The sequence below is a fragment of the Streptomyces coerulescens genome, from assembly GCF_042657965.1.
In the GTDB taxonomy this organism is placed as follows: Bacteria; Actinomycetota; Actinomycetes; order Streptomycetales; family Streptomycetaceae; genus Streptomyces; species Streptomyces coerulescens.
Window position 1 is genome coordinate 234,590 of the sequence record NZ_JBHSKM010000022.1, and the last position, 6,829, is coordinate 241,418.

Consider the following 6,829-nt stretch of genomic DNA (forward strand, 5'->3'; position numbering starts at 1 on the left):
CAAGCGGTCGGCTCGCCCGGCGGAGGACTACGCCGCCACGGGCTGCTTCGTCTGCGCGGTCGTGGCCGCCGGGGACTCCGCGGCCGAGGCGCCCTCCGGGACCGTCCCGCGCATGCCCTTCAGCAGGATGACCAGGCCCGCCGTGACAGCCGTACCGGCCGCGATGGCCAGCAGGTAGAGGAACGGCTTGCCGATCAGGAAGGTGACCCAGATGCCGCCGTGCGGGGCGCGCAGGGTCGAGCCGAAGGCCATCGTCAGCGCGCCGGTGACCGCGCCGCCCGCCATGGAGGCGGGGATGACGCGCAGCGGGTCGGCCGCCGCGAACGGGATCGCGCCCTCGGAGATGAAGGAGGCGCCCAGCACCCAGGCCGCCTTGCCGTTCTCCCGTTCGGCGGTGGTGAACAGCCGCTTGCGGATCACGGTGGCCAGGGCCATGCCCAGCGGCGGGACCATGCCCGCGGCCATGACGGCGGCCATGATCTTCATCGCGGAGTCGCTGGGCGCCGCGACCGAGATGCCGGCCGTCGCGAAGGTGTAGGCCACCTTGTTGACCGGGCCGCCGAGGTCGAAGCACATCATCAGGCCGAGCAGGACGCCGAGCAGGACGGCGTTGGTGCCGGAGAGGCCGTTCAGCCAGTCGGTCATGGCCTTCTGCGCCTCGGAGATCGGCTTGCCGATCACCACGAACATCAGGAAACCGACGACCGCCGAGGAGACCAGCGGGATCACCACCACCGGCATGATGCCGCGCAGCACCGGTGGGATGTCGATGCGCTGGATGGCGAGGACCACACCACCGGCGAGCAGACCGGCGACCAGACCGCCGAGGAAGCCGGCGCCGATCGTCACCGAGATCGCACCGCCGACGAAGCCGGGCACGAGACCCGGCCGGTCGGCCATGCCGTAGGCGATGTATCCGGCGAGGACCGGGACGAGGAAGCCGAAGGCCGCCGCGCCGATCTGGAACAGCAGCGCGCCCCAGCTGTCGACCTGGCCCCAGTCGAAGTGCTCGGTGACGGACTTGGCCTCGTTGATCTGGTAGCCGCCGATCGCGAAGCCGAGGGCGATCAGCAGACCGCCGGCGGCGACGAACGGGACCATGTAGCTCACGCCGGACATCAGCCACTTGCGCAGCTTGCTGCCGTAGCCCTCGCCGGGTTCGCCCGCGCGCTCCACCGGAGTGCCGGGCCGGGCGGCCGCGGTGGCCTCGCCCCGCTCGGCCTTGGCGCGGACCTCGGCGATGAGTGCGGCGGGGCGGTTGATGCCCGCCTTCACGCCGACGTCGACGGTGGGCTTCCCGGCGAACCGGTCCTTCTCCCGTACGGCCACGTCGTGGGCGAAGATCACGCCGTCCGCCGCCGCGATGACGGCCGGGTCGAGCCGGGTGAAGCCGGCCGAGCCCTGCGTCTCCACGACGAGTTCGACGCCCGCCTCGCGGCCCGCGTTCTCCAGCGACTCGGCCGCCATGTAGGTGTGGGCGATGCCGGTGGGGCAGGAGGTGACGGCGACGATGCGGAAGGGGCGCTCGTCGTGGGCGGCCGGGGTTGCCGGGTCCGGTGTGTCCGTGGCGTCGTCGGCGGAGGCCGCCACCGACGACGCCACGGAGTCCTGGGTTTCGGCGGCCTCGGCCGCCGGGGGCTCATCGCCCCGGATCAGCGCCGCCGCCGACGCCGGGTCCCCCGCCGACCGCAGCGCGTCCGTGAACTCGGAGTTCATCAGCTGCCGGGCCAACGAGGACAGGATCGTCAGATGGGCGTCGTCGGCCCCCGCCGGGGCGGCGATCAGGAAGATCAGGTCCGCGGGGCCGTCCGTCGCGCCGAAGTCGATGCCGGCCGCGCTGCGCCCGAAGGCCAGCGTCGGTTCGGTCACGTGCTCGCTGCGACAGTGCGGGATGCCGATGCCGCCGTCGAGGCCGGTGGGCATCTGTGCCTCACGGGCGGCCACGTCGGCGAGGAAGCCCTCCAGGTCGGTCACCCGGCCCATGGCCACCATGCGCTCGGCGAGCGCGCGCGCCGCCGCTTCCTTGGTGTCGGCGGACAGGTCGAGGTCGACCAGGTCCGGGGTGATCATGTCGCTCATCGCGGGCTCCTTCGCACGCGTATCGCCCGGGGAGTCTCGTGGGCGGAGAAGGGGACGGGGGCGGTGTGGGGGGCGGCGGTGGTGGAGGAGGCGGCGGGGCCGGGGAAACCTCGCCCCCTCCGGGCGGCGGGGCGGCTCAGGAGGCCCTGCCGTCCGTCGACGGCCATGAGTAACGGTGAGCTCGGCCGCTCATGGGCCGAACCGGAAAGAACTGTTACATCCGCGACATTCGTCATGACACCGGCTCCTTCAGTACGCGGTCCACCGGCACCTCGGCGGTGACCGTCACCGCCGCCAGGTCCAGGTCGGCCGGCGAGGGCATCACGCTGCCCGGCAGCTGGACGGCCGCCGCGCCGTGCGCGACGGCGGAGGCGAGCGCCTCGGGCCCGCTCCCCCCGGCGATCAGAAAGCCGGCGAGCGAGGAGTCGCCCGCGCCGACGTTGCTGCGTACGGCGTCCACCCGTGCGCTGCCGAACCAGGCACCCGCGTCGTCCACCAGCAGCTGCCCGTCCGCGCCCAGGCTGGCGAGCACGGCGCGCGCGCCCATCCCGCGCAGTTCCTCGGCGGCCTTCACCGCGTCGCCCACGGTGGCCAGGGGGCGCCCGACGGCCGCCGCGAGCTCCTCGGCGTTCGGCTTCACCACGTCCGGGCGGGCACGCAGGGCTTCGAGGAGGGCGGGCCCGGAGGTGTCCAGCGCGATCCGCGCGCCGCCCGCGTGCGCCCGGGCGACGACATCGGCGTACCAGGACGGCGCCAGTCCGCGCGGCAGGCTGCCGCAGCAGGCGATCCAGTCCGCGTCGTGCGACTGCTCGCGCACGGTCTCCAGCAGCAGTTCCTGCTCGGCCGCCGACAGTTCGGGGCCGGGTGCGTTGATCTTCGTGAGCACGCCGTCCGACTCCGCGAGCGCGATGTTCGAGCGGGTGGCGCCGGCGACCGGGACCGGCGCGACCTCGATACCCTGCGCGTCGAGCAGGTCGGCGACGAGCGCGCCGGGAGCGCCGCCCAGGGGCAGCACCGCGACCGTGCGCCGCCCGGCGGCCGCGACCGCGCGCGAGACGTTCACGCCCTTGCCGCCCGGGTCCATGCGCTCGCCGGTGGCGCGGATGACCTCGCCGCGGTCGAGGGAGGGCACCTCGTAGGTGCGGTCCAGGGACGGGTTCGGGGTGACGGTGAGGATCATGCGCACTCGTTTCTCAACACACAGCACTTCTGTGCCGCAGACACACAGCACTTCAGTGCCGTTCTAGACACACAGCACTTCAGTGCCGCCGCGCTCGATCGCGGAGGCGTCTTCGGGGCTCAGCTCGCTGTCGGTGATCAGCAGGTCCACGTCGCTCAGGTCACCGAAGCGGGCGAAGTGCTCCTGGCCGTGCTTGGAGGAGTCGGCGAGCAGCACCACCCGGCGGGCCGCGGCCACGGCCGCGCGCTTCACGGCCGCCTCGGCGAGGTCGGGGGTGGTCAGACCGTGCTCGGCGGAGAAGCCGTTGGCCGCGACGAACAGGACGTCGGCCCGGATCTCGCCGTACGCCCGCAGCGCCCAGGCGTCCACGGCGGCGCGCGTACGGTGCCGCACACGCCCCCCGACGAGATGGAGCTGGATGCCGGGGTGGTCCGCGAGACGGGCCGCGATGGGCAGGCTGTGCGTGACGACGGTGAGCGACGCCTCCAGCGGCAGCGCGCCGGCCAGGCGGGCCACCGTCGTACCGGCGTCGAGGATCATCGTGCCCTCGGCGGGCAGCTCGGCGAGGGCCGCCTTGGCGATGCGGTCCTTCTCGTCGGCGGCCGTGCCCTCCCGCTCGGCGAGGTCCGGCTCGAAGTCCAGACGTCCGACGGGGATGGCGCCGCCGTGCACCCGGCGCACGAGCCCGGCGCGGTCGAGGGCCTTCAGGTCCCGGCGGATCGTCTCCGCCGTCACCTGGAACTCCTCGGCCAGCGACAGGACGTCCACCCGGCCGCCGTCACGGGCCAGCCGGAGAATCTCCTGCTGCCGCTCCGGTGCGTACATGTCCGTTCGCCTCCGAACTGTGCCCGAACTTGTGGTTTCGCGAGGAGGCTACGCCCCGATTTCCAGAAAGTAAACAGGCCCGGGCACAATCGGGCATGGTCGGGCCTTCAACAGGGGTCATACGGAAACAGCACGGGGGCCCGGAAACAACAAGGGGCCCGGAAACGACAAAGGGGCCCGGCACCACACAGGTGCCGGGCCCCTCCCCCGCTCTCAGCCCACCAGCGCGGACTCCTCCTCCGTCGCCGAGGAGTCATCGGCAGCCCCCTCGACGTGCTGCGCCGGTCGCCTGGGCAGCGCGGACATCAGCAGGAAGATCACTCCCAGCACCGCGGCGACCCACCAGAGCGCGTGCTGGAAGCCGTCCGCGAAGGCCAGGCCGGCCGCCGTGCGCTCCCTGGCCTCGACGAGCCGGTCGTCGACGACGCCGAAGAAGACCACCGAGACCAGGCCGAGCCCGAGGGCGTTGCCCATCTGCTGAACGGTGTTGATGAGGCCCGACGCCGAACCGGAGTGCTCACGCGGCACCTCGGAGAGGATCGCGTCCGTCAGCGGGGCCACGATCAGACCCATGCCGACGCCCATCACGACCAGGGGCAGCGCCATCTGCCAGGGGGCGATGGACAGGCCGTACCGGTTCGCCTCCCAGATGTAGAGCAGGACGCCGAGCGCCATCACCAGCGCGCCCGCCTGGAGCACCTTGCGGCCGAAACGCGGTACCAGCTGCTGCACGGACAGACCGGCCGCCGTCGAGACGGCGATCGAGAACGGGATGCCGGTCAGACCGGCCTTCAGCGGGCTCCAGCCCAGACCGAACTGCATGTACAGCGTCCACACCAGGAAGAAGATGCCGAGCGCCACACCGAAGACGGTCTGTACGGCGATGCCGGCCGCGAAGCTCTTCACCTTGAACAGGGAGAGTTCGATCAGCGGGGAGCCGTCGCGGGCCGTCTTGCGCCTCTCGTACGTCACCAGCGCCGCGAGGACGACGAGCGCGCCCGCCATCGACACGTACCCCCACAGCGGCCAGCCCAGCTCGCGGCCGCGGATCAGCGGGTAGAGCAGCATCAGCAGACCGAGGGTGACCAGCGCGACGCCGACGAGGTCCAGCTTCAGCGCCTTCGGCGCCTTGGACTCGGTGATGAAGCGGCTGCCCAGGATCAGACCCGCGATGCCGACGGGCAGGTTGATCAGGAAGATCGGGCGCCATTCGAGACCGAAGAGATTCCACTCGGTGAGGAGTGCGCCGAGAAGAGGGCCGGTGACCGCGCCGAGTCCGACGACCGCGCCGAACAGGCCGAAGACCTTGCCGCGTTCGTGCGCCGGGAAGGTGGCGTGCACGATCGACAGGACCTGCGGGACCATCAGCGCCGCCATCGCGCCCTGGAGGATGCGGGAGGCGACCAGCATCTCGGGGTTGGCGGCGAAGCCGCACAGGGCCGAGGCCAGGGTGAAGCCGCCGATACCGATCAGGAACAGGCGCTTGCGGCCATGTATGTCACCCAGGCGGCCGCCCGTGATCAGGCCGGCGGCGAAGGCGAGCGCGTAGCCGGCGGTGATCCACTGGATCTGGCCGAAGGACGCGCCGGCCTCCCGCTGGATCGACGGGATGGCGATGTTGACGATCGTGACGTCGACGAGGTCCATGAAGGCCGCGGTCATCACGATGGCCAGGGCGTACCACCGACGGCGGTCGGCGGCTGCGGTGGGCCGGGGGGCGGGGTCGGAAGCGTCAGAACCATCGGAAACATGGGAAACGTCGGAAGCGGAGAGGGTGGTGGGCTGCGCCTTGTCGCTGGTCACACGCGCCGGTTCTGTCTCGGTTGCGGTCATGGCTCAAAGCTATGGCTTCAATAGGTCAGATCGTGTCCTAGTTCTACGGCATCCTCGAACTCATGACGACGGACACTCCGGTACGGCTTCTCAACCTCCTCTCTCTCCTCCAGACGCCCCGCGAATGGCCCGGCGGTGAGCTCGCCGACCGGCTCGGGGTGTCCCGGCGCACGGTGCGGCGCGATATCGACCGGCTGCGGGAGCTCGGGTATCCCGTGCAGGCGACCAAGGGGGCCGATGGTGGCTATCGGCTCGTCGCGGGCAAGGCGATGCCGCCGCTCGTACTGGACGACGAGGAGGCGGTGGCCATCGCGGTCGGGCTGCGGGCCGGGGCCGGGCATGCGGTCGAGGGGGTGGAGGAGGCGTCGGTACGGGCGCTGGCGAAGCTGGAGCAGGTGCTGCCGTCGCGGCTGCGGCATCGGGTGACCACGCTTCAGGCCGCGACCACGGCGTTGACCAGTGGGGACGGGGCGAGTATCGCGACCGAGACGCTGACCGTGATGGCGTCGAGTGTGGCGGGGCGGGAGCGGTTGCGGTTCGCGTACCGGGCGAAGGACGGGATCGAGTCGCGGCGCCTGACGGAGCCGTATCGGCTGGTGTCCACCGGGCGGCGCTGGTATCTCGTGGCGTACGACCTCGATCGGGGGGACTGGCGGACGTTTCGGGTGGACCGGGTGAGCGAGCCGTTCGCCACGGGGGCGCGGTTCGCTCCGCGGGAGTTGCCGGCGGGGGATGCGGCGGAGTATTTGCGGCAGTCGGTGTGGCGGCGGCAGGAGACGTACGAGTTCTCGGTGACGTTCGCGGCGTCTGCGGAGTTCGTTGCTGCGCGGTTGCCGGGGTGGTTGGGGGTGCCGGAGCCGGTCGTGGGCCGGGGCGCGGGCGAGGGCGAGGACGGGGGCGAGGACCGGGTCG

Annotated in this window: 5 protein-coding genes; 1 reads left to right on the forward strand and 4 read right to left on the reverse strand. The window is 71.9% G+C overall.

Annotated elements, in window-relative coordinates:
* Window positions 1–27 precede the first annotated feature (27 nt).
* The 4 genes from ACFPQ9_RS28480 to ACFPQ9_RS28495 all read right to left on the reverse strand — a co-directional run bounded on the left by ACFPQ9_RS28480 (window position 28) and on the right by ACFPQ9_RS28495 (window position 5,746).
* On the reverse strand, window positions 28–2,079 hold the full coding sequence (locus tag ACFPQ9_RS28480; RefSeq protein WP_380859300.1) for a PTS fructose transporter subunit IIABC: 2,052 nt from the start codon (window positions 2,077–2,079) through the stop codon (window positions 28–30).
* A 232-nt stretch (window positions 2,080–2,311) separates the two neighbouring features.
* Window positions 2,312–3,259 carry a 1-phosphofructokinase gene (pfkB, locus tag ACFPQ9_RS28485; protein WP_380859303.1) on the reverse strand — a complete coding sequence of 316 codons (948 nt, stop codon included), beginning with the start codon at window positions 3,257–3,259 and terminating at the stop codon, window positions 2,312–2,314.
* Window positions 3,260–3,322: 63 nt separating this feature from the next.
* On the reverse strand, window positions 3,323–4,084 hold the full coding sequence (locus ACFPQ9_RS28490) for a DeoR/GlpR family DNA-binding transcription regulator (protein WP_380859306.1): 762 nt from the start codon (window positions 4,082–4,084) through the stop codon (window positions 3,323–3,325).
* 213 nt (window positions 4,085–4,297) lie between these two features.
* Window positions 4,298–5,746 carry an MFS transporter gene (locus ACFPQ9_RS28495; RefSeq protein WP_380859492.1) on the reverse strand — a complete coding sequence of 483 codons (1,449 nt, stop codon included), beginning with the start codon at window positions 5,744–5,746 and terminating at the stop codon, window positions 4,298–4,300.
* A 233-nt stretch (window positions 5,747–5,979) separates the two neighbouring features.
* On the opposite strand from ACFPQ9_RS28495, the gene ACFPQ9_RS28500 reads away from it, so the two are divergent.
* A partial coding sequence (locus tag ACFPQ9_RS28500) for a helix-turn-helix transcriptional regulator (RefSeq protein WP_380859309.1) occupies window positions 5,980–6,829 on the forward strand: 850 nt, incomplete at its 3' end.